This window comes from Mobilicoccus sp. (assembly GCF_032060985.1).
Classification (GTDB): domain Bacteria; phylum Actinomycetota; class Actinomycetes; order Actinomycetales; family Dermatophilaceae; genus Mobilicoccus.
Genome location: NZ_DAMBGD010000017.1, coordinates 40,046 through 60,577, shown reverse-complemented (window position 1 = coordinate 60,577; position 20,532 = coordinate 40,046). Strand labels below are relative to the sequence as shown.

The 20,532-nt window shown below is 71.6% G+C and carries 15 protein-coding genes; 12 read left to right on the top strand and 3 right to left on the bottom strand.

The features are described from left to right. The first annotated feature begins 27 nt into the window (after positions 1-27). Entirely contained in the window at positions 28-2,418 is a 2,391-nt protein-coding gene (locus RT054_RS12975; protein WP_312719031.1) for an EAL domain-containing protein, read from the top strand. A gap of 106 nt (positions 2,419-2,524) precedes the next feature. Here RT054_RS12975 and valS read toward each other — a convergent pair whose 3' ends face one another. Both valS and RT054_RS12965 read right to left on the bottom strand, forming a co-directional pair. Beyond that, entirely contained in the window at positions 2,525-5,227 is a 2,703-nt protein-coding gene (gene valS / locus RT054_RS12970; RefSeq protein ID WP_313024245.1) for a valine--tRNA ligase, read from the bottom strand. A gap of 294 nt (positions 5,228-5,521) precedes the next feature. Next, entirely contained in the window at positions 5,522-5,665 is a 144-nt protein-coding gene (locus RT054_RS12965; RefSeq protein WP_313024241.1) for a hypothetical protein, read from the bottom strand. Between RT054_RS12965 and RT054_RS12960 the strand changes: the two genes are divergently transcribed. The 11 genes from RT054_RS12960 to RT054_RS12910 all read left to right on the top strand — a co-directional run bounded on the left by RT054_RS12960 (position 5,601) and on the right by RT054_RS12910 (position 18,995). Next, positions 5,601-7,073, top strand: coding sequence for an alanine/glycine:cation symporter family protein (locus RT054_RS12960; RefSeq protein WP_313024315.1), 1,473 nt, complete (start codon positions 5,601-5,603; stop codon positions 7,071-7,073). The two genes, RT054_RS12965 and RT054_RS12960, sit on opposite strands and share 65 nt — an antisense overlap. 138 nt (positions 7,074-7,211) lie before the next feature. After that, positions 7,212-8,426: a glycosyltransferase family A protein gene (locus RT054_RS12955; RefSeq protein WP_313024239.1), complete on the top strand. Its 1,215-nt coding sequence runs from the start codon at positions 7,212-7,214 to the stop codon at positions 8,424-8,426. Further along, positions 8,423-8,905, top strand: coding sequence for a PaaI family thioesterase (locus RT054_RS12950; RefSeq protein WP_313024237.1), 483 nt, complete (start codon positions 8,423-8,425; stop codon positions 8,903-8,905). The genes RT054_RS12955 and RT054_RS12950 overlap by 4 nt, the downstream gene beginning before the upstream one ends. A gap of 94 nt (positions 8,906-8,999) precedes the next feature. Continuing rightward, entirely contained in the window at positions 9,000-9,098 is a 99-nt protein-coding gene (kdpF, locus tag RT054_RS12945; protein WP_312719023.1) for a K(+)-transporting ATPase subunit F, read from the top strand. After that, positions 9,098-10,744, top strand: a complete 1,647-nt coding sequence (gene kdpA / locus RT054_RS12940) for a potassium-transporting ATPase subunit KdpA (RefSeq protein WP_313024232.1) — start codon at positions 9,098-9,100, stop codon at positions 10,742-10,744. The genes kdpF and kdpA overlap by 1 nt, the downstream gene beginning before the upstream one ends. Positions 10,745-10,932: 188 nt before the next feature. Continuing rightward, positions 10,933-13,023: a potassium-transporting ATPase subunit KdpB gene (kdpB, locus tag RT054_RS12935; protein ID WP_313024311.1), complete on the top strand. Its 2,091-nt coding sequence runs from the start codon at positions 10,933-10,935 to the stop codon at positions 13,021-13,023. A gap of 1 nt (position 13,024) precedes the next feature. Beyond that, positions 13,025-13,606, top strand: coding sequence for a potassium-transporting ATPase subunit KdpC (gene kdpC, locus RT054_RS12930; protein WP_312719021.1), 582 nt, complete (start codon positions 13,025-13,027; stop codon positions 13,604-13,606). A gap of 135 nt (positions 13,607-13,741) precedes the next feature. Continuing rightward, positions 13,742-16,252, top strand: coding sequence for an ATP-binding protein (locus RT054_RS12925; protein ID WP_313024229.1), 2,511 nt, complete (start codon positions 13,742-13,744; stop codon positions 16,250-16,252). Beyond that, positions 16,249-16,932: a response regulator transcription factor gene (locus RT054_RS12920; RefSeq protein ID WP_312719019.1), complete on the top strand. Its 684-nt coding sequence runs from the start codon at positions 16,249-16,251 to the stop codon at positions 16,930-16,932. Before RT054_RS12925 ends, RT054_RS12920 begins: the two co-directional genes overlap by 4 nt. A gap of 67 nt (positions 16,933-16,999) precedes the next feature. Beyond that, positions 17,000-17,716: a calcium-binding protein gene (locus RT054_RS12915; RefSeq protein WP_313024224.1), complete on the top strand. Its 717-nt coding sequence runs from the start codon at positions 17,000-17,002 to the stop codon at positions 17,714-17,716. Positions 17,717-17,771: 55 nt separating this feature from the next. Beyond that, a complete protein-coding gene (locus RT054_RS12910) occupies positions 17,772-18,995 on the top strand; it encodes an FAD-dependent oxidoreductase (RefSeq protein WP_313024221.1) in 1,224 nt (407 codons plus the stop codon). A 52-nt stretch (positions 18,996-19,047) separates the two neighbouring features. On the opposite strand, the gene RT054_RS12905 is transcribed toward RT054_RS12910, so the two are convergent. Then, complete coding sequence (locus tag RT054_RS12905) at positions 19,048-20,532, bottom strand: long-chain fatty acid--CoA ligase (protein WP_313024218.1); 1,485 nt, start codon at positions 20,530-20,532, stop codon at positions 19,048-19,050.

The window sequence follows — 20,532 nt, the reverse complement described above, 5'->3', positions numbered from 1 at the left end:
GTCCTTGACGACAGGGATGGTGCAGACGTGACGCGATCCGAGGGCCCCATGGAGGGGCGCCCGACGACGACCCAGGACGGGGCCGGGCGCTATCCCATCCTGCCGTCGACCGCCGTGCTGATCGTCTTCGTCGCACTCGTGGCCGCGGTGTACCTCGCCGCCCCGGACGGGATCGGTGGCGCCTTCGCGATCGTCGCCGGCATGAGCCTCCTCCTCGCGTCGGCGGTGGGGCCCCTGTGGCGCGGCGTCGGACCGCGGCCGGCGTGGATGTGCGTCACTGCCGCCGGGGTGTTCCTCGCGGCCGCGACCCTCGACGACGTCGAACCGTTCGCCTCGTGGCGGGTGGGACCGTTCGAGTACGGCGACGTCGCCACCCTCGTCGCCTACTCACTCCTGCTCACCTGGTTCGCGATGCTCATCAGGTTCGTCAGCGACCGGGACCGCTCGGCGATGTTCGACACCGGCGCGGCATGCGTGGGCGCCACGCTCGCGCTCTGGGTGACGATCCTCGCGCCGCTCTCCACGGTCGACGACCTCGCGACCGGGATCGTCTGGACGGCCTACCCACCGCTGGACGTCGCGATGATCGTCTTCGCCGTCCACCTGTGTCTCGCGTCGGGTCGCGCACCTCTGCCGCTGAGGTGGCTCGTCACCGGGCTGCTCCTCTGGCTCCTCACCGACTCGATCTACGCCGTGCAGCAGGTGCATCTCGCCGAGGGCTACGACGTGCCGGCGCTCGAACTCCTCTACCTGCTCGCCCACGCCTGTGTCGCCCGCGCCTTCACCCACCCCGCGCTCGCCGAACTCAGCCCCGCCGCGGAGGAGAGGCCGCCGAGCGGAACCAGGGGCCGGCGCGCCGCCATCGTCCTGTTCACCGGGCTCCCTGCCGTGATCGCCACCGCGATCCCGGAGGTCGGGACGGTCGACACGATCGTCCGCACGGTCCTCCTCGCTCTCATCGTCGCTCTGCTCTTCGTGCGGATCACCGGCACGATGACCGCGCTGTCGGACGCGCGGGCGGAGAGCCAGTGGCGGGCGACCCACGACCCCCTCACCGGTCTGCTCAACCGCGCCGCGCTCGTCGACGCCGTCGCGGAGCAGCGGCGACGTGACGCCGTGACCGGAGCCCGGACGGTGGTGCTCTTCCTGGACTGCGACGACTTCAAGCGCGTCAACGACACGTGGGGTCACCTCGCCGGTGACACCCTCCTCGTCGACCTCGCTCGACGACTGCCCGGCGTGTTGCGTGAGGGGGAGCGGGCCGCCCGCAACGGTGGTGACGAGTTCGTCGTCGTCTCCTCCGCGCGCAACGACGAGGATGCCCTCGACCTCGGTCGGCGCGTCCGTCGCGCCTTCGAGAGCCCGCTCCGCGTCCGTGACGACCGCGTCCACAGCATGACTCCGTCGATCGGCATCGCCTTCGCCGCGCCCGGGGACCGGTGCAGCACCGACGATCTCCTCGGCCGCGCCGACGCCGCCATGTACGCGGGCAAGCAGCGGGGCAAGGGCCGGACGGTCGTCTTCGGGGAGAACCTCGCCCGCCTCACGCACGCCCGTGCGGCGATCGGCGACCGGCTCGGCCAGGTCGCCGCCTCCGAACCGTGGGACATCGAGCTCCAGCCCGTGATGAGTGGGCCCGGCCTGCGCACCCGGTGCGGCTGGGAGGTCTTCCCCCGGTGGCACGACGAGGTGTTGGGGGAGGTGCCGCCCGAGGTGTTCCTCCCGGTCGCCGACCAGCTCGGGCTTCTGCCCACTCTCGGCGCGGGGGTGGTGCGCCGCGCGTGCGAGGCGCTCACCCGGCTTCGGGAGGCCTCCCCCGGGGAGGACCTCTGGATCTCGATCGATGTCTCTCCGGCGGAGCTCCGGGACCCCGGCTACGGTGCCGCCGTCGTCGACGCCGTGCGGGAGGCTGGCCTCACCCCCGGTTCGCTGTCACTCGAGCTCACCGAAGCCACCCTGTCCGACGTCATCGGGGTCGCCGGTGTGCTCATGGAGTTGCGTGAGGCCGGTGTCCGCATCGTCGTCGACGACTACGGCGAGGGGGCTGCCTCGCTCGGCATGCTCACCCGCCTGCCCATCGACGGCGTGAAGATCCACCGGTGTCTCGTCGTGGGGATCGACGGGAATCCCGCCGCACGGGAACGGCTCGGCGCCGTCATCGCGCTCCTGCGCACCCTCGGTCTGCACCACATCGTCGCGACCGGTGTCGAGAACCCCATCCAGGAGCGGCTGCTCGTCGAGATGGGATGCCCGGCCGCCCAAGGGTGGCTGTACGGGCCCGAGCTCGCCGTCGAGGAGGTGGTCGCCGCCGCGCTGCGCGACCAGGACGGTCTGCACGACGTCATCACCCTCGCGGTACCGCCGCCGGCCCCCCTCGCCGCGGCCCCGCCCGAAGAGCTCCGCCTCACGCCCCCGTGACCGAGGCGATCACGCACGAGGGGACCGCCCACGAGGAGATCGCCCACGGGGAGGCCGATGACGTCATCCGGTTGCTCCCGGGGCCGCTCCGCCGACGGGCGACGGGTCAGCTCGTCGGCGTCCTCGGAGGCGGTGGGACGAGATCAGCGTCACGCACCGCGACCTGGTCGGCGGCCGCGTAGGTGATCTCGCCGTCGATGCGTCCCGCGGCGCGGAGATCGGTCTCGGCGTCTCGGATCGCGGCGACCGCGGCCTCCGGACCGGCGATCGTCACCGACGACACCGTCGCCCGCATGCCGACCTTGGCGTCGGACTTCGCGCGGCGCACCCCGCCGAGCGCCTGCCCGACGGCGTCGAGCATCGCCGGGTCGCCGGCCTCGCTCGGCCGGCACTCGTCGGCCTCCGGCCACGTGGCCCGGTGGACGGATCCGGTGCGCCACCAGCTCCAGACCTCCTCGGTCGCGAACGGCAGCACCGGCGCGAGCAGGCGCAGAAGCACGTCGAGCGCGATGCGCAGGGCCGCGCGGGCGCTCGTCGTCGTCGCACCGGGTTCGTCGGCGTCGTCACCGTAGGCCCGCGCCTTGACGAGTTCGAGGTAGTCGTCGCAGAACGTCCAGAAGAACGACTCGGCGACCTCGAGAGCCCGGGTGTGGTCGTAGTTCTCGTACCCCGCCGTGGCCTGCTCCACCACGCGCGCGAGCGTGGTGAGCATCGCCCGGTCCAGCGGCTCGGTGACGAGTGGGAGCAGCGCCGACGTCTCCGAGGCCGCGCCCTCGGGGGCCTCTCCGGTCGGGGCGTCGAAGCCGAGGACGAACTTGCTCGCGTTGAGCACCTTCATCGCGAGGCGACGGCCGACCTTCATCTGGCCGGTGTCGAACGCGGCGTCGGTGCCGAGGCGCGCCGAGGCCGCCCAGTAGCGCACGGCGTCGGAACCGTGCTGCTCGAGCAGGCCCTCGGGGGTCTCGGCGTTGCCCTTGGACTTGCTCATCTTCTTGCGGTCGGGGTCGAGGATCCACCCCGAGATCGCGGCGTGCCGCCACGGCACCTCGTCGTGGAGGTGGTGGGCGCGCACGACCGTGGAGAACAGCCACGTGCGGATGATGTCCTGCCCCTGAGGACGCAGATCCATGGGGAAGAGGTGGGCGAAGAGCTCGTCGTCGCCCTCGTGCGACCCCCAACCGGTCGTGAGCTGTGGGGTGAGGGAGGACGTCGCCCACGTGTCCATGACGTCGGGGTCACCGACGAAACCGCCCGGCTCACCCCGTTGAGCCTCCTCGTAACCCGAGGGCACATCGGCGGCGGGATCGATCGGCAGCGACTCGGTCGCGGGCGTGAGAGGGGAGGAGTAGTCGACCTCGCCGTGCTCGTCGACCGGGTACCAGAGGGGGATCGGGACACCGAAGAAGCGCTGACGGCTGATGAGCCAGTCGCCGTTGAGTCCGCCGACCCAGTTCTCGTACCGCACCCGCATGAAGTCCGGGTGGAAGGCGATCTGCGTGCCGCGCTCGAGGAGGGCCTCGCGCAGGTCGGCGTCGCGGCCGCCGTTGCGGATGTACCACTGTCGGCTCGTGACGATCTCCAGCGGCTTGTCGCCCCGCTCGTAGAAGTTGGCCTTGCGCTGGGTGGCGGTGGGTTCGCCGTCCATCTCGCCCGAGTCGCGCAGCGCCTCGACGACGGCCTTGCGGGCACCGAACGTGCTCTGGCCGGCCACGTGCTCGGCGTAGAACGTCGCGCCCTCGCCGCTCAGCCACTCGGGGGTCTCGGCGAGCATGCGGCCGGTGCGGCCCACGAGCGAACGCAGGGGGAGCTGGAGCTCCCGCCACCACGTGACGTCGGTGAGGTCACCGAACGTGCAGCACATCGCGATGCCGGCGCCCTTGTCCATCTCCGCGTCGAGGTGGGCGAGGACGGGCACCTCCACCCCGAACACCGGGCTCGTCACGTGCGTGCCGAACAGCCCCTGGTACCGCTCGTCGTCGGGGTGGGCGATGAGGGCGACGCAGCTCGGGAGCAGCTCGGGGCGCGTCGTCTCGATGTGGACGGGCTCGCCGCGCGAACCGTCCTCCTCGACACGATGGAACGCGACGCGGTGGTAGTGACCGGGATAGTCGCGCGCCTCGAGCTCGGCCTGGGCCACGGCGGTCTGGTAGGTGATGTCCCAGAGCCCGGGCGCCTCGGACTGGTAGGCCGTGCCGGCCGCGAGATGCTCGAGGAAGGCCTGCTGGCTCACGGCGCGGCTGCGGTCCTCGATCGTGCGGTAGCTGATCGCCCAGTCCACCGAGAGGCCGAGGCGGCGCCACAGGCGCTCGAACGCCTTCTCGTCCTCGACGGTGCGCTCGTCGCACAGTTCGATGAACGTCGCGCGGCTCACGGGCTCCTGCTTGGAGGCGTCCTTGACGTCCTTCGCGGGCATGTCGCCGCGGTACCGCGGCTCGTAGTTCGGCGCGTAGGGCACCGAGGCGTCGCCCCGCACGCCGTAGTAGTTCTGCACGCGCTTCTCGGTGGGCAGGCCGTTGTCGTCCCAGCCCATCGGGTAGAAGACCTCACGTCCGCGCATGCGCTGGTAGCGCGCCACGCAATCGGTGTGGGTGTAGGAGAACACGTGACCGACGTGCAGAGATCCACTCGCGGTGGGCGGCGGGGTGTCGATCGCGTACACCTGATCACGGGGCAGGCGAAGGGCGCGTCCACGATCGAAGGCGTAGGTGCGCTGCTGCTCCCAGACGCCGACCCATCGCTCCTCGAGACCGTCGACCGACGGCTTGTCGGGGATCGCCGATGGGGTGGGCTGCTGGGGGCTTTCCGTCATGGGCGTCATTGTTCCATGTCAGCGGTGATGGCCCGATCGACCGGCGGTCGAGCGGCCGCGCGGCGGGGGTTGCGTCGCCGTGGGGGTGCCCGCCCCCGCGTCGTCTCATGATGCGAGAGACCCTGCCGTTCCGCGCGACACAGGCGCCGCTCGTCGTCCGAAATGGGCGTTTCGCCGGGTCGATCTCGTCAGGTGACATGCCGGGCGCCCCCTGCTGATCACCTCCCGACATGACATCCGCACCCACCTCGCGCCTCGCCGCCGGTGACCCAGCGGTCTCGAGGGGATCCTCCATCAGATCGAGCAGGGGATCGATGCGGCCGCCGCGCCGTTCGCCTCGTGGATCGAGCCGATCGTCTTCTTCACCCTGCCCCTGCCCGGCCCGCTCGCCGATCTCCCGTTCGTCGTCATCTGGCTCGTCTCCTGGGCCGCCATCATCACCGTCTACCTCGGCTTCATCCAGGTACGGGGTCTGAAGACCTCCTTCGACGTCGTCCGCGGCACGTACTCCCACGAGGACGATCCGGGCGAGATCAGCCACTTCCAGGCGCTCTCGTCGGCCGTCTCCGGCACCGTCGGCCTCGGCAACATCGCCGGTGTCGCGGTCGCGGTGACGATGGGAGGGCCCGGTGCGACGTTCTGGATGATCCTCGCCGGTCTCCTCGGCATGGCGACGAAGTTCGCCGAGTGCACCCTCGGCGTCAAGTACCGCACGATCCACGAGGACGGGACCGTCTCGGGCGGCGCGTTCCAGTACCTCCCGGTCGCGTTCTCCCGGTTCGGCAGGATCCCGGCCCGGGTGCTCACGTGGATGTTCGGCCTCGCGATCTTCTTCTTCGGCGTCGCGGGCGGGAACATGTTTCAGTCCAACCAGACGTACACGATCGTCCGCGACACCCTGGGTGGTGAGGAGGGGCCACTCGGCGGTCCCGGCGCCGCCCTCATCTTCGGCGTCCTGCTCGCGACCGGCATCGCCATCGTCATCATCGGCGGGGTCAAGTCCATCGGCCGGGTGACGGGCCGCCTCGTGCCGGCGATGGGGATCATCTACCTGCTGTCCTGTCTCGTCGTCATCGCGGTCAACATCGACCACGTGCCGGCCGCCTTCGGCGAGATCATCGACGGCGCGTTCAGCCCCGACGGTGTCATCGGCGGTGTCGTCGGCGCGCTCATCATCGGTTTCCAGCGGGCGGCGTTCTCGAACGAGGCCGGTCTCGGGTCCGCGCCCATCGCGCACTCCGCGGTCAAGACCCGTCGCCCCGTCTCCGAGGGCTTCGTCGCCCTGCTCGAGCCGTTCATCGACACGGTCGTCATCTGCACGATGACGGCGCTCACGATCGTCATCGCCGCGCCGCAGTCGTACACGAGCCTGCGTGCGCAGGTGGCCGAGGCCGCGGCGACCGGAGGCGAGGCTCCGGCTCCCGGTGGCGTCACGATCACGGCCGAGGCGTTCGCGACCGTCCTGCCCGCATGGGACTACGTGCTCATGGTGGCCGTGTTCCTCTTCGCCTTCTCCACCTGCATCACATGGGCGTACTACGGCGAGAAGGCCTGGCACTACATGGTCGGCCGCAGCAGGGTCGGCGACATGATCTACCGCCTCATCTTCTGCGGCTTCACGACCGCGGGTGCCGTCCTCAACCTCACCCAGGTCATCACGATCGCCGACTCCTTCCTGTTCGTCTGCGGGTTCATCAACCTCCTCGGCGTGGCCTTCCTCCTGCCCAAGATCCGCGAGGAGATGCGCCTCTACCTCGCCGACCGCAAGGCCGGCCGGCTCGACCACCTCGGCGTGGGGGAGGAGAGCGACGACGCGAGCGTGACGGCCCGCGAACAGGGTCGCTGAGACGCGAATCCTGTTCTGTGGCTGTCGATTCGGATCAAGAGGTGGGGGCCTGGAGTGAACTCTGACGTAGGGTGAGGGTGACTCATTCCTCGCCTGCCACGGAGTCCAGTGACCGCCCAGCCCCCGCCTCCTCGCCGAGTGCCGACCCTGCCGCCGCATCCGGCGACCCGGGCGGTCCTCGGCGCCCTCCCCGCCGACCGCGAGTCACGCGACCGCCACGACCGCGACCCTCGCGACCGCGACCCTCGAGACCGCGATCGGCGAGACCTCGTCCGTGGCGACGGTCGTCGTGACGACGTCGACCGAGTCGGGCCGCGCGCCGCGCCCTCGATCGCCGCCGTCGTCCCCTGCTTCGACTACGCCGCGTTCATCGGCGACGCGATCGAATCGCTTCTCTCCCAGACCCAGCCCTACGCCCAGGTCGTCGTCGTCGACGACGGCTCGCAGGACGGGTCGCTCGAGATCATCAGGCGCTACGCGGACCAGGTGGAGATCGTCGAACAGGAGAACCGCGGACACCTCGGCGCGAGTCTCGCCGGGCTGGCGAGGGTGCGGGCCGACTACGTGCACGTCCTCGACGCCGACGACGTCGCGTTCCCGACCCTGGTGGAGACGGTGACGCCGGCACTCTCCGAGCGGCCCGTCAAGGTGCAGTTCGCGCTCGCGGGCCTCGACGCGACGGGCGAGCTCAACGACTCCGTGTTCCCGAGCTTCGCGGCCGGCTACGACGTCGCGGCGATGCGGGAGGACAACCGCGTCGTCGGGTTCTACCAATGCCCGCCCACCTCGGGCAACGTCTTCGACACGGCGACGCTGCGGGGGCTCTCGCTCGAGCACGAGGACCCGCGTCTGCCGCTCGACGGAGCGGGGTGCGCGGTCATGCCCTACCTCGGTGAGGTCGTGACGATCGAGGAGCCGCTCGCGGGGTACCGCGTCCACGGCGTGAGCCTCAGCAACACCCAGGTCGCTCCGACCCCGGCCCAGGCCGAGAGGGAGATCGTCGAGTTCGAACGCAACTGGGAGGTCGCGGCCCGCCTCATGGGGCACCCCGCGCCGCCCTACGCCCCCGACGAGCCCGTGTTCCTCCTCGAACGGCGACTCATCCACGGGGGACTCGTGCGGCGGGCACCCGACGTCGCCCGACTCGTCCGCTACCTCCGCCGGCTGTCGCGAGCGAACATGCCCTGCTGGCAACGCGCCGCGCAAGGGGTCTGGATGAGTGTCCTGCTCGTCCCCTCGCGCCGCGCCCGCGCGCGCCTCGTGCTCCTCCGCCGATCGGGCTCGGCGAGGCCGCGATGGATGCGGTCGTTGCTGGCCGTCGTCAGGCGACGAGGAACTAGGCTCGCGTCATGAGCGCAGACCTCAAGGGCATCGCCGTCCAGGACGTCTATCCCGAGGACGTCGCGCACTGCTACGGCTGCGGCAGGCTCAACGAGGACGGACTGCAGCTCAAGACCCGGTGGGACGGGCAGGAGACCGTGTCGGTGTTCACGCCTCGACCCGAGCACACCGCGATCCCGGGCTACGTCTACGGCGGACTCGTCGCCTCCCTGCTGGACTGCCACGGCACCGGCTCCGCGGCCCTCGCCGGGTATCGGGCGCAGGACCGGGAGCCCGGCACCGAGCCGCCGCTCCGGTACGTGACCGCCAACCTCACCGTCGACTTCCTCGCCCCCACGCCAATGGGCGTGCCGCTCGAGGTGCGCGGCACGATCGCCGAGGTCACGGCGAAGAAGGTCGTCGTCGAGGAGAGCCTCACGGCCGACGGCGTCACCGTCGCCAGGGGCCGCGTCGTCGCCGTGCGGATGCCGGAGACGATGTCGCGCGGGTGACGAGTGACGACGCCCCCGTGAGTGGCGGCGTCAAGAAGGCGTCAAGACGCATCAATCGCCCGTCAACGCAGTCCGCGACCCCGCCGATCGGGCCTTGACTGGCGGCGTGATCGAACAACTCGTCGCGGGCTTCACCGCGCTCGCCCTCATCGTCTATCTCGTCTACGTGCTCCTCCGGCCGGAGCGGTTCTGATGAGCGACGTCGCCGCCGCCGTCGCGACGTTCGGTCTCGTCGCCGGCATCCTCGCGCTCACTCACGCCCCGCTCGGCGCCTACCTCGCGCACGTGTTCACGACCCCGAAGCACCTGCGCGTGGAACGCGGCGTCTACCGCCTCGTCGGTGTCGACCCGGACTCCGAGCAGCGATGGAGCGTCTACGCGGTGAGCGTGGTCGCGTTCTCCGTCGTCAGCGTCCTCGGACTGTGGGTGCTCATCCTCGCCCAGGACGTGCTCCCGTTCGCGAACGACCGCCACCAGAGCGTCGACGGCGCGCTCAACACCGCCGTCTCGTTCGTCACCAACACGAACTGGCAGAGCTACGGCGGGGAGTCGGGGGCCACCCACCTCGTGCAGATGCTCGGTCTCACGGTCCAGAACTTCGTCTCCGCCGCCGTCGGCCTCGCCGTCGCCATCGCGCTCGTGCGGGGGATCGCCCGGCACGGCACCGACCGCATCGGCAACTTCTGGGTCGACCTCGTGCGCGGATGCCTGCGGGTTCTCCTGCCGTTGGCCTTCGTCGGTGCGCTGCTCCTGCTCTTCGGCGGCGTCATCCAGAACCTCGCCGAACCACGCCTCATCTCCACGGTCACCGGAGGTCAGCAGATCCTCCAGGGCGGCCCGGTCGCGAGCCAAGAGGTCATCAAGCTCCTCGGCACCAACGGCGGCGGGTTCTTCAACGCGAACTCCGCGCATCCCTTCGAGAACCCCAACCCGACGACCAACGTCATCGAGATCCTCCTCGTGCTGATAATCCCGTTCGCCCTGCCGCGGACCTACGGTCTGCTCGTCGGCGACCGTCGCCAGGGCTGGACCGTGCTCGCCCTCATGGGCACGCTGTTCACCGGTGCCTGGCTGGTCACCCTCAGCTCCGAACTCGCGCTCGCCGGCACCCCCCAGGGCGCACTCGAGGGCAAGGAGCTGCGTTTCGGCATCCCGGCCTCGGTGATCTTCGGCACCGCGACGACGGGGACCTCCACCGGCGCGGTGAACTCGATGCACGACTCCTACTCCCCGCTCGGCGGCGGCATGTACATGCTCAACATGCTGCTGGGCGAGATCAGCCCCGGCGGCGTGGGAACCGGCCTGTACAGCGCGCTCATCATCGTCGTCATCACGGTCTTCGTCGCCGGACTCATGGTGGGCCGCACCCCCGAGCTGCTCGGCAAGCAGATCGGCCGCCGTGAGATCACGTGCGCCGCGCTGTTCATCCTCGTCATGCCCGCCCTCGTGCTCGCCGGCACCGGCATCTCCGTCGTCCTGCCGAACGCGCTGGCGTCGCTGACGAACTCCGGCCCCCACGGGCTCTCGGAGATCATGTACGCCTACACCTCCGGCGCGAACAACAACGGCAGCGCCTTCGCCGGCCTCGCGGCCGACACGCCGTGGTACAACCTCACGATCGCGTTCGCGATGTTCGTCGGGCGCCTGCTGCCGATCACGCTCGCCCTCGCGCTCGCCGGGTCGCTCGCCGCGCAGCCCCGCCGCGCCGTCACCGCCGGGACGATGCCCACCCACACGCCGGTCTTCGCCGGTCTTCTCGTCGGCATCGCCGTCATCATCGCCGGGCTGACGTTCTTCCCCGCCCTCGCCCTGGGCCCGATCGCGGAGGCCACGCTGTGACCCGCCGCCCGCTGTCAGGAGATTCCGTGAGCACGTCCTCCGACTCACCCACCGACGCCACCCCGCACGGGACCGCAGGGGCCTCGACGGCCGTCGCCGTGTCCGATCCCGTCCCCGAGGAGCAACAGGCTCCCGTCCACGACAAGCACCGGGGGGAACGACGACACCCCGCCGCGACGCAGTCCTCCCTGGCCAGTCTCGCCCTCGCGAGCCTGCCGCAGGCGTTCGCCAAGCTCGACCCCCGGCACGCGTTCCGGAGTCCCGTGCTGTTCGTCGTGTGGATCGGCTCGGTGATCACCACGGCGCTGACGATCGTCCACCCGACGATGTTCTCCGTCTCGGTGACGGTCTGGTTGTGGCTGACGCTGCTCTTCGCCAACCTCGCCGAGGCCGTCGCCGAGGGGCGGGGCAAGGCCCAGGCCGCCACCCTGCGGGCGACGAAGCAGGACACCACCGCGTTGCGACTTCGTTCCGACGGCTCAAGCGAGGAGATCCCCGCCGCGCAGCTCACCATCGGCGACCTCGTCGTCGTCGAGGCCAATGGACCGCATGCGGTCATCCCCGGTGACGGCGACGTCGTCGAGGGTGTCGCCACCGTCGACGAATCCGCGATCACGGGTGAGTCCGCCCCCGTCATCCGTGAGTCCGGCGGTGACCGGTGCGCGGTGACCGGCGGGACGACCGTGCTCTCGGACCGCATCGTCGTGCGCATCACGACGAAGCCGGGCGAGAGCTTCATCGACCGCATGATCGCCCTCGTCGAGGGTGCGGCGCGGCAGAAGACCCCGAACGAGATCGCCCTGGGGATCCTGCTGGTCACGCTCACGATCATCTTCCTGCTCGCGGTCGCCGCCCTCGCGCCGATGGCGGCGTACTCCGGGGTGCAGCTCGGCGTCATCACCCTCGTCGCGCTCCTCGTGTGCCTCATCCCGACGACGATCGGTGCCCTGCTCTCGGCGATCGGCATCGCCGGCATGGACCGTCTCGTGCAGCGCAACGTCCTCGCGAAGTCCGGCCGCGCGGTCGAGGCCGCCGGCGACGTGAGCACCCTTCTCCTCGACAAGACCGGCACGATCACGTTCGGCAACCGCCGCGCCACCGAGATCCTCCCGGTCAGCGGTCACACGCAGCGGGAGGCGCTCGACGCCGCCTACGACTCCTCCCTCGCCGACGAGACCCCCGAGGGGCGGTCGATCGTCGAGCTCGTGGCCCGGATGCGACGGGGTCTCCAGACGGGCGACACCGGTGCCACGGGGGACGCCGGCGTCGCCGACCTCGACGGCGACATCGTTCGCGCCCGTGAGGAGGCCGTCGCCGCCGGCGCCGAGTTCGTCGAGTTCTCCGCGCAGACACGGATGTCGGGCGTCGACCTCGCCGACGGTGGCGGGGTGCGCAAGGGCGCGGGGTCGGCCGTGGGCGCCTGGGTGCGCGCCGCCGACGGCGAGGTCCCCGAGGACATGACCCGTCTCGTCGACGGCATCGCCGCCTCCGGGGGCACCCCGCTCGTCGTCGCCCGTCAGGGGCGCGACGGCGGCCGGCACGTCGTCGGCGTCGTCCACCTCAAGGACGTCGTCAAGCCCGGGATGAAGGAGCGCTTCGACGAGCTGCGCCGGATGGGTATCAAGACCGTGATGATCACCGGCGACAACCGGCTCACGGCCCAGGCCATCGCCGACGAGGCGGGGGTCGACGACTTCCTCGCGGAGGCCACCCCCGAGGACAAGATGGCCCTCATCAAGAAGGAGCAGTCCGGAGGCCACCTCGTCGCGATGACCGGCGACGGCACGAACGACGCCCCCGCCCTCGCCCAGGCCGACGTCGGCGTCGCGATGAACACCGGCACCTCCGCGGCGAAGGAGGCCGGCAACATGGTCGACCTCGACTCCGACCCGACCAAGCTCATCGAGATCGTCGCGATCGGCAAGCAGCTGCTCATCACCCGAGGAGCGCTCACGACCTTCTCCATCGCGAACGACGTCGCCAAGTACTTCGCGATCATCCCGGCGATGTTCGTCACCGTGTTCCCCGGCCTCGGCACCCTCAACGTCATGCGGCTGCACAGCCCCGAGTCGGCGATGCTCTCGGCGGTCGTGTTCAACGCGCTCATCATCGTCGCGCTCATCCCGCTGGCGCTGCGGGGCGTCGGCTACCGGCCGCTGTCGGCGAGCGCGCTGCTGCGCCGCAACATCCTCGTCTACGGACTCGGCGGCGTGGTCGCCCCGTTCCTCGGCATCAAGATCATCGACCTCCTCGTGTCCACCCTCCCCGGATTGGCCTGACATGCGCACCCTTTCCCGCCAGTTCCTCGCCGCCCTCCGCGCGTTCCTCGTCCTCTCGGTGCTGCTCGGCCTGCTCTGGCCGTTCGCCTTCACGGCGGTGGCCCAGGTGGCGGCCCCCGCGCAGGCGAACGGGTCGCTCATCCGCACGGCCGACGGCACGGTGGTCGGCTCCTCCCTGCTCGGGCAGAAGACCGAGGGCCCGCAGTGGTTCGCGCCCCGCCCCTCGGACTCCGACTACGCCGGCGACACCTCCGGGTCGAGTCAGCTCAGCCCCGTCTCCGGGGAGCACCTCGCGACCGTGCAGGAGCGGCGCGACGCGCTCATGGCCGAGAACCCGCACGCCCGTGGGCCCGTCCCGGCCGACGCCCTCGCGGGCAGCAGCTCCGGCCTCGATCCCCACATCAGCCCCGAGTACGCCGCCTGGCAGACCCCGCGCATCGCGGAGGCCCGGGGGATGTCCGAGGCCGACGTCGCCGCGATCGTCGCCCGTCACACCCAGGGCCGCACGCTCGGCTTCCTCGGGCAGCCGCGGGTGAACGTCACCGAGCTCAACGCCGACCTCGCCGCGCACGCCGGCCGCTGATCCTGCGGCGATGACGAGTCGGACACGATGATCGAAGAGACGACGTCGATGACGGAGAACGACTTCGGACCGGGCGCGCGGGGCGTCGCGCCCCGCGCTCCCGGTGCCGACGCAGCGGCACGGGACAATCGCGGGATGAGACGGGGAACGCTGCGGATCTATCTCGGCGCAGCGCCGGTTGTGGGCAAGACCGTGAAGATGCTCGGCGAGGGCCGCCGCCGGGCCGAACGCGGCACCGACGTCGTCGTCGGGTTCGTCGAGACCCACGGGCGCGCCTTCACCGCCGCCGAGCTGCGCGGCCTCGAGGTGATCCCGCGACGGGAGATCGAGTACCGCGGGGCGAAGCTCACCGAGATGGACGTCGACGCCATCCTCGAGCGCGCCCCCCAACTGGCCCTCGTCGACGAGCTCGCCCACACCAACGTCCCCGGCAGTGCCCGCGCCCGCCGTTACGAGGACATCGAGGTGCTCCTCGACGCGGGGATCGACGTGATCTCCACGGTCAACATCCAGCACCTCGAGTCGCTCAACGACGCCGTCGCGGCGATCACCGGGGTGACGCAGCGGGAGACCGTTCCGGACCAGGTGGTCCGACGCGCCGAGCAGATCGAGCTCGTCGACATGACCCCCGAGGCCCTGCGGCGACGCATGGCCCACGGCAACGTCTACAAGGCGGAGAAGGTCGACGCCGCACTCGCGAGCTACTTCCGCCCCGGCAACCTCGCCGCCCTGCGCGAGCTGGCGCTGCTGTGGCTGGCCGACCGCGTCGACGAGACCCTCGAGCGCTACCGCGCCGATCAGGGCATCCACGCCTCCTGGCCCACCCGGGAGCGGGTGGTCGTGGGGCTCACCGGTGGCCCCGAGGGGGAGCAGGTCCTCCGGCGCGCCGCGCGCATCGCCTCCCGCGGCGCGGGTGGGGAGCTGCACGCCGTGTTCGTCACGAGCGCGGACGGGCTCACGGGGCCCGATTTCGCCACGGTCGCGGCGCAACGCGCCCTCACCGCCGACCTCGGCGGGACGTTCCACACCGTCTCCGGCGACGACGTGGCCGCCGCGATCCTCGACTTCGCCCGCAGCGTCAACGCCAGTCAGATCGTCGTCGGCACCTCTCGCCGTCCCCGCCTGGCCCACCTGTTCGCGCCGGGCGTGGGGGAGGGCGTCGTCGCCGGATCGGGCGACATCGACGTCCACATGGTCACCCACGACCTCGCCCGCAACAGCCGGCCGCGGCCGCGGTCGCGGGCGGCCCTCAGCGCCCGACGCCGCGTGTGGGGGTACGCCGTCGGACTCCTCGGTGTCGTCGCGCTCACCGGACTGCTCATGCTCCTGCGCGACCACCACGACCTTCCCCTCGACTTCCTGCTCTACCTCGGGCTCACGGTCGCCACCGCCCTCGTCGGAGGCCTGTGGCCGGCGATCGTGACGGCGGTCGTCGGGTCCCTCGCGCTCAACTGGTTCTTCACACCGCCGCTGCACACGTTCACGATCGCGGCGGGGCAGAACGTCGTCGCGCTCGTCGTGTTCGTCCTCGTCGCGGCCGCCGTGTCCTCCGTCGTCCACGTGAGTGCCCGGCGGACCCGGCAGGCCCTCGCGGCCGAACGCGAATCCGCCGCGCTCACGCAGGTGTCGCACGCGATGCTCGCCTCGCCCGATCCGCTCGGATTCCTCGTCACCGAATGCCTCGACCTGTTCGACATGCGCGCCGCGGGAATCGTCCGGCGCGACCCGGAGTCACCCCGCCTCGAGGTGCTCGCCGCCACGGAGGGATTCGATCCCGACGAGCGGGAGTCCGCCGTCGTCGAACCGGTCGAGGAGGACACCGACCTCGTCCTCGTCGGCCGCGTCCTCCGCGGGGAGGACCAGCCCCTCCTGTCCGCCTACGCCTCGCACGCCGCGGCCGTCCTCACCCGGCGCCGGCTCCAGGCGGAGGCGGCGACCGCCTCCGTCCTCGCGAGCGACAACCGGGCCCGCACGGCGCTGCTGTCGGCGGTCTCCCACGACCTGCGCACCCCGATCGCCGCGGTCAAGGCCGCGGTGAGCAGCCTGCGGTCGGCCGACGTCGCCTTCTCGCCCGAGGACGAGGCCGAACTCCTCGCCTCCATCGAGGAGGCCGCCGACCGGCTGGACGCCCTCGTCGGTAACCTCCTCGACGCCTCCCGCCTGCAGACGGGGGTCGTCCGTCCCCGGTGTCACCCTCTCGACGTCACCGAGGAGGTGCGCGCGATCCTCGACGGCGTGAGCGCGCCGGAGCGCGTCCACGTCTGGGCGCAGGGGGTCTGCCCCGGGTGGGCCGACCCCGGCCTGCTCGAACGCTGCCTCGCGAATCTCGTCGAGAACGCGCTGCGGCACGCGAGGGGCGACGTCGTCGTCAACGTCGCGACCCTCGGAGATCGCACGCAGATCCGCGTCGTCGACTCCGGCCCCGGGGTCCCCACCGCCGACCTCGACCGCATCTTCCAACCGTTCCAGCGACGCGGCGACGCCCCCGCCGGGGACGGCGTGGGCCTCGGCCTCGCCGTCGCCCGCGGCCTCGCCGAGACCATGGACGCGACCGTCACCGCCGACGAGACCCCCGGCGGGGGCCTCACGATGGTCGTCGACCTGCCCGCACATCGACCGGGGAGTGTGCCAGGCTCGCAGGCATGACCCGCATCCTCGTCGTCGACGACGAGCCGGCCATCGCCCGCACGCTCCGTATCAACCTCGCCTCCCGCGGCTACGACGTCCAGCTCGCGGGCGACGGACGGTCGGCGCTGTCGGCGTGCGAGGAGGAGCTCCCCGACCTCGTCGTGCTCGATCTGGGGCTTCCCGACATCGACGGGGTGCAGGTGCTGGCGCGGCTGCGCGAGCGGTGCGCCGTGCCCGTCGTCGTCCTCTCCGCCCGACACGACTCCGACGACAAGGTCGAGGCCCTCGACCTCGGTGCCGACGACTACGTCACCAAGCCGTTCGGGATGGACGAGTTCATGGCCCGGTTGCGGGCCGCCCTGCGCCGCGGCGGCGCCGATCAGACCGAGGCCCTGCCACCGGTGGAGACCCCCGACTTCGTCCTCGACCTCCGCGAACGGCGGGCCACGCTCGCCGACGGCACCCGGGTCAACCTCACGCCCACGGAATGGCGGCTCGTCGGTGCCCTCGCGAAGCGGCGGGGCAGCCTCGTCCCGCGGGCCGAGCTGCTGCACGAGGTCTGGGGGCCGGGGTACGGGCGGGAGTCCAACTACCTGCGCGTCTACGCCAACCAGCTGCGCCGCAAGCTCGAACCGGTGCCGAGCGAACCGCGGTACCTGCTCACCGAGCCCGGTCTCGGATACCGGTTGGTGGTGTGAGGCTTCTTCGGCCGGGGGAGGGAGCGGCCGATAGGGACGGGACACCGACTCCGTCCCGGGAGACCTCATGCGGCGCACCGCCCGTTCCTCGCTGGCCTCGTTCCTCACCGTCACGGCCCTCCTCGCGGGGTCCCTCGCCGCGATCGCGCCGACCGGGTCGGCGCAGGCCGCGCCCCGGCACGACCGTCCGCGGACGGCGGCCACGGTGAGCACCCCCCGATGGCAGGAGGGCGAGGTGAACGGGCCGTGGCGGCTCGCCTACCACGGCTACGGCAGCGTCAGCTACGGAGACGACACCGTCAGGCTCGCGCCGATGGTGTCCTCGCAGCCCGACGAGACCCACGCCTCGCTCGTCACCTCGCGGACCACGTACCGGGACATCGACGTCACCACGCTCATGCGCACCGACACCCAGTTGCGCACCGGCACCGCCCCCAACCCGTGGGAGAGCGCCTGGCTGCTGTGGCATTACACCGACGACCTCCACTTCTACGCCCTCGCCCTCAAGCCCAACGGATGGGAGCTGTCGAAGGAGGACCCGGCCTACCCCGGCGCACAGCGCTACCTCGCCACCGGGTCGAGCCCGGCCTTCCCCATCGGCAGCACCGCGCGCGTGCGGGTGCGGCAGAGTGGCGCGACCATCCGTGTCGACGTCGACGGGCGCCCGCTCGTCACGTACACCGACCGGGAGCGCCCGTACGGCGCCGGGTCCGTCGGCCTCTACACCGAGGACGCCGCCGTGACGTTCTCGCGGGTGCGGATGTTCGGGGCACCGCTGCGCTGAGGCGCGGGCTCGCTCCCTCCCCCCGCACGCGTGGAGGGGACCGATAGCGTGAGGCATGCGCGTCGTCGTGATCGGTGGGGGCATCGGGGGACTGGCCCTGGCCCAGGGACTGGTGAAGCGCGGTGTGGACGTCGTCGTCCTCGACCGTGACACCGACCTCGCCCACACGGGCGGGTACAAGCTGCACCTGGGGCCGAGGGCGTGCGACGCCGCACGCGCGGTGCTGCCGGCGTCGCTGTGGTCGACGCTGCGCTCACGCGCCGTGCGGACGACGGGTTTCGAGATCACGGTGCGCGATCATCGCGGGCGGCTGCTGGGCCGGGGGACCGAGGAGGAGGGTGAGGCCCTCGACGTCGACCGCATCACGCTGCGGCTCGTCCTCGCGGGTGGTCTCGACCATCGTCTGCTCACCGGCGTCGAGTGCGTCTCCTGCGAGGAGACCGACGACGGCGTCGTGGTGACCGCCACGAGCGGACTGCAGGTCGAGGGCGACGTGGCGGTGATCGCCGACGGTGCGCGCTCGGTCTTCGCGCCGCGGCTGGCGGGCGGCCCGACGGCCACGGACACCGGTCTGGTCGGGGTGGCCGGGCGCACGGAGGTCACCGGCCTGGACGCCGAGGCGCGTGGGCTGCTCCACGAACGGCCGTTCCTCGCCGTCGGGCCCGGTGGGGTCGGACTGTTCGCCTCCTGGCACGCCCCCCGCCCCGTCGTGCCCGGTGCGGCCGGGAGCGCCGACCCCGTCGTCATCTGGGGAGTCATCAGCACCGCCGCGCAGTTGCCGCCACGGCTGCACACCCTCCCCGGCACCGACCTCGGTCGGGCCGCGCACGAGCTGCTGACCCGGCGCGGATGGGCTCCCGCCCTCGCCGGGCTCCCGCAGCTGGCCCGGACGGAGTCGATCGCCGGGTTCCAGTTCCTCGCCGCCGACCCGCGCCACATCGCCCCGTGGATCCCGGGCCGGGTGAGCGCCATCGGCGACGCCACCCATGCCATGCCCCCCACCGGCGGCCGCGGAGCGGGGACCGCGATCAGGGATGCCGCCGACCTCGCGACCCGGTTGGGCGAGGCCGCACGGGGGTGGACGACGATCCCCGAGGCGTTGCAGGGCAACGTCGCGGCCATGCGTGGCTACGCCCCGCAGGCCGTGCGGGAGTCGCTCGAACCGATCCGATGGATCAAGGCCGGCGCGAACCCCGTCGGTCGCTCGGCAACCCGGGTCGGACTGCCCGTGCTGGCCGGTCTGGCCGCACTCCGGCGCCGCCGGGGTGCGGCCGCATGAGCGAGCCGAGTCCGCCGCGGGAACACGTCCGGACCGTGCCCCCGGGCCCCGCTCAGTCCGTGACCGTGATCTCGCGCTTGAGGATCTTGCCGGTCGGGCCGAGGGGGAGGGCCTCGACCATGCGGATGATGCGGGGGTACTTGTAGGCCGCGAGGCGCTCCTTGGCGTGGCCGCGCAGCTCGTCCTCGGTGACCGTCGAACCCGGCTTGAGGGTGATGACCGCCGCGATCTCCTCGCCGTGGGTCTCGTGGGGGACGCCGACGACGGCGGCGCTCGCGACCGCCGGGTGCTCGTACAGCACCTCCTCGACCTCGCGGGGGTACACGTTGTAGCCGCCGCGGATGATCATGTCCTTGGCGCGGTCGACGATGAAGTAGAACCCGTCGTCGTCGCGGCGGGCGAGGTCGCCGGTGCGGAACCAGCCGTCCTTCATCGTGAGTTCGGTGGCCTCGGGGTTGCCGTAGTAGCCCTTCATGACGTTGTGACCCTTGATGGCGATCTCGCCGATCTCGCCCTCGGGGGTCTCCTCCCACACCGGGTCGATGAGCCTCATCTCGACGCCCTCGACCGGCTGCCCGATCGAGCCGGGTTTGCGGTCGCGGTCGGCCTGGTTGAAGGAGGCGACGGGGCTCGTCTCCGACAGGCCGTAGCCCTCGAGGATGGGTGCGGTGTAGACCTTCTCGAAGGCGTTGAGGACCTCGACGGGCAGCGCCGCACCACCGGAGATGCAGCGGCGCAGGGTCGAGGTGTCGTAGTCGGCGGGGTTGCCCACCTGGGCGAGGGCGATGTACATCGTCGGCACCCCACCCATGAGGGTGACCTGGTCCCGCTCGATGATCTCGAGGGCCTTGGCCGGGTCGAACCGGGGCAGGAGCGTGAGCGTCGCGCCCCGGAGGACCGAGGCGTTCATCATGCAGGTCTGCCCGAACACGTGGAACAGCGGCAGACCGCCGAAGACGACGTCGCCCGGCTCGAGCCCGAGGATCGAGGACGAGGCGCTGACCTCGGCGTTACGGCCCATGTTCGCGTGGGTGAGCTCGGCGCCCTTGGGGGCTCCGGTCGTGCCGGAGGTGTAGAGGATCACCGCCGTGTCGTCCCCGTCGCGGTCGACGAGGTCGATGCCGTCGTGGGTCGCGGCGTCGGTGAGGAAGGACTCGCCGACCTCGACGTAGGTGACGCCCTCCTCTTCCGCGGCCTTCGCGGCCTCACCGCTGATCCCACTCCACCCGAACAGCACCCGGGCGCCGCTGTCGCGGAGCATGTGCCCGAACTCCCGGGCGCGGAACAGGGGGTTGGTGGGGACGACGATCCCGCCGGAGTGGAGGGCCGCGTAGTACACGACCGGCATCTGGGGGATGTTCGGCAGGGACACCGCGACGCGGTCGCCGGGCTCGACCCCCAGCTCCCGGATCCACCCGGCCGTCCGCGCGGCGAGGTCGCCGAGTTCGGCATAGGTCAGCGAGACGTCGTCCATCCTCACCGCGACGAGGTCGGGGTGGGCGGCCGCCGTGGCCACGAGGTTCTCGGCGATGTTCAT

What these genes read in the sequence shown, in the direction of transcription:
- valS (WP_313024245.1), bottom strand. Translation starts at nt 5,227, where the DNA reads ATGACGGAAAGCCCCCAGCAGCCCACCCCATCGGCGATCCCCGACAAG.
- RT054_RS12965 (WP_313024241.1), bottom strand. Translation starts at nt 5,665, where the DNA reads ATGATGGCGGCCCAGGAGACGAGCCAGATGACGACGAACGGGAGATCG.
- RT054_RS12950 (WP_313024237.1), top strand. Translation starts at nt 8,423, where the DNA reads ATGAGCGCAGACCTCAAGGGCATCGCCGTCCAGGACGTCTATCCCGAG.
- kdpA (WP_313024232.1), top strand. Translation starts at nt 9,098, where the DNA reads ATGAGCGACGTCGCCGCCGCCGTCGCGACGTTCGGTCTCGTCGCCGGC.
- kdpC (WP_312719021.1), top strand. Translation starts at nt 13,025, where the DNA reads ATGCGCACCCTTTCCCGCCAGTTCCTCGCCGCCCTCCGCGCGTTCCTC.
- RT054_RS12925 (WP_313024229.1), top strand. Translation starts at nt 13,742, where the DNA reads ATGAGACGGGGAACGCTGCGGATCTATCTCGGCGCAGCGCCGGTTGTG.
- RT054_RS12920 (WP_312719019.1), top strand. Translation starts at nt 16,249, where the DNA reads ATGACCCGCATCCTCGTCGTCGACGACGAGCCGGCCATCGCCCGCACG.
- RT054_RS12915 (WP_313024224.1), top strand. Translation starts at nt 17,000, where the DNA reads ATGCGGCGCACCGCCCGTTCCTCGCTGGCCTCGTTCCTCACCGTCACG.
- RT054_RS12910 (WP_313024221.1), top strand. Translation starts at nt 17,772, where the DNA reads ATGCGCGTCGTCGTGATCGGTGGGGGCATCGGGGGACTGGCCCTGGCC.
- RT054_RS12905 (WP_313024218.1), bottom strand. Translation starts at nt 20,532, where the DNA reads ATGAACATCGCCGAGAACCTCGTGGCCACGGCGGCCGCCCACCCCGAC.